1 protein-coding gene is annotated in these 211 nt (G+C 46.4%); it reads left to right on the top strand.

Annotated features, from left to right (window positions below; translation table 11 throughout):
- A partial coding sequence (locus FD23_RS09040) for a helix-turn-helix domain-containing protein (protein ID WP_155515456.1) occupies nucleotides 1-211 on the top strand: 211 nt, incomplete at both ends.

The following is a 211-nucleotide window of genomic DNA, read 5'->3' as shown; positions in this document are numbered from 1 at the left end:
TCTTAAAGACATGGATGCCAATCACCCGCCAGTTAAGACCTACAAGCAGTGCGCTTCAGATCATGGAATCAGTGAGCCAACCATCACCAATGTCGTGAGAAAGTTCGTCAATGAAGGCCTTGACGCCACTATCAAGCTTAAGCGCAGTGTTAATTCTGATAACGCACAACGCAAAGTTGATGGACGTGTAGAAGCGAAACTACTCGAAGTG

The sequence above is a fragment of the Lactobacillus delbrueckii subsp. delbrueckii DSM 20074 = JCM 1012 genome (assembly GCF_001433875.1).
Lineage (GTDB): Bacteria > Bacillota > Bacilli > Lactobacillales > Lactobacillaceae > Lactobacillus > Lactobacillus delbrueckii.
Note: the sequence above shows the minus strand (reverse complement) of the source record. Positions and strands in the feature narration are given on the sequence as shown.